This window comes from Algoriphagus boritolerans DSM 17298 = JCM 18970, assembly GCF_900108085.1.
GTDB classification, from domain to species: domain Bacteria; phylum Bacteroidota; class Bacteroidia; order Cytophagales; family Cyclobacteriaceae; genus Algoriphagus; species Algoriphagus boritolerans.
The window spans coordinates 65313-67031 of the sequence record NZ_FNVR01000022.1; the positions used below are offsets into that span (position 1 = coordinate 65313).

General features: G+C 36.3%; 1 protein-coding gene. It reads left to right on the forward strand.

Features of this window, described 5'->3' with window-relative positions; genetic code table 11:
- The first annotated feature begins 188 nt into the window (after positions 1-188).
- Positions 189-1064: an AraC family transcriptional regulator gene (locus C4S61_RS16275; RefSeq protein ID WP_103925863.1), complete on the forward strand. Its 876-nt coding sequence runs from the start codon at positions 189-191 to the stop codon at positions 1062-1064.
- Positions 1065-1719: the final 655 nt, after the last annotated feature.

A 1719-nucleotide genomic window follows, 5' to 3' on the forward strand; every position in this document is an offset into this window, starting at 1 on the left:
AATTTGTTTTTCAAAGGTCAGATGGAATCTCGCATGGTTTATAATCATCCCAGTGTGTGACGATCTTCGTCATGCTCGATTTCATCTGTTTATAACTTGATTTTAATTGGTCAGATGGAATGCCCTTTATAATCATCCCACTGTGTGAGAATCAGTTCTCGTGGGCATTTCATAAGAATTAGATTCGCATGAAGCGCTATTTATTACATTCTCCGTTTAACATTTACCATTTTGAAGCCAGTGAATGGGAGCACCCTGTCCACAATCACACGTACTTTGAGATTATTTTTATTCTTAAAGGAAATGGAATACACAACATCAACGGCAATTTTTTTGACTATGGTTGTGGGGATGTTTTTCTCCTAGGACCTGAGGATTTCCACTTCTTTGATATCCGGGAATTGACCGAATTTTGCTTTATCCGATTCAATGAACCCTTTACCAAAGTTCTCTCGGAAAGTGATGAATCAAAGTGGAAACCCATCATAGAATCCTTGCTTCATTTCCCTTTGCAAAGCCGTGGGTCACTAATTAAGGACAAACAGGATAAGGCTAAGTTGTTAAATCTGCTCTCGGTCTTGGAATCTGAATATGAAAATAGTCAGTCCCCCTACTATGAAATAGTTCGTGATAGCCTGATGCGAGGTATTTTGATTATCCTCGCCAGAAAGCTCAGGCAGTCAGATGAAGCAGGTCAGGTTTCATCTTATTCTGATTCGGTGGAGGCTATCCTCTTGTATGTGAAGAAAAATATTTATTTCCCATCTCGACTAGGAATTGAAGAACTGGCTGAAAAGTTTAACATGGCACCGAATTACATCAGCTTATTCTTCAAAAAACACGTCGGAGAATCGATCAAGCAATACATAACGAATTATAAATTCGGACTGATTGAAGCCAGGCTTACCTATAGTAAGCTTACGCTGTCAGAGATTGCCCATGAATTCAGTTTTACGGATGAAAGCCATTTTTGCAGGCAGTTCAAAAAGTATTCTGGCATTACACCTACTGAGTTTAGAAGGAGAAATTTGCCTATAAAAAAAGAGATGACCTTCATCTCTTGATTGTTTACTTCATAAAGTGGTAGCCTAGCTAGGAATCGAACCTAGATCCAGCGTTTAGGAAACGCTTGTCATTGACTATATTTTTGTGTATTGTTTTCAATTAGTTACAAATTTCTATTGCAGTTAAATACGTTTAATTCAATCTATATCTGCAAGGTTTACTGCAAAGTGATTTTCTATTCTGAGTATTTGATCATCCTCTGAGGTACCGCCTACTTCGTTACGATCGTGAGGAGGTTGAAACCAATCCAACAAATCAGAAAATTACGATAAGTGATGGGATTTTCGTTTTCTGGGGTTTTTCGACAGAATAAAGCATCTATCGGAAACATTTGTGATAGGTATTGGTGATTTAAAAGTGTTTGGGATATAATAAATCCGAAAGAAAACGAAAAGTCGGAAACTACCATTCAAATATTAAATCATTAATATTTGAATTACAATTCTTAACTGCTCTAGAAGAGGTGAAGAATTTTATTGAATGTTGTTGTTTTTAGTGTACTAGAGGGGAGACTAATTGTAAATTGGTTTAATAGAGAATTGTAGTTGTAAATTAATTATGGCTCTATATGATTTCTAGTGGGTAACCTGAAACTAAAAATACAATATTTTTTAAATTTGGTTCATGAACAGCAACCAGATTTTCGAAATGGCC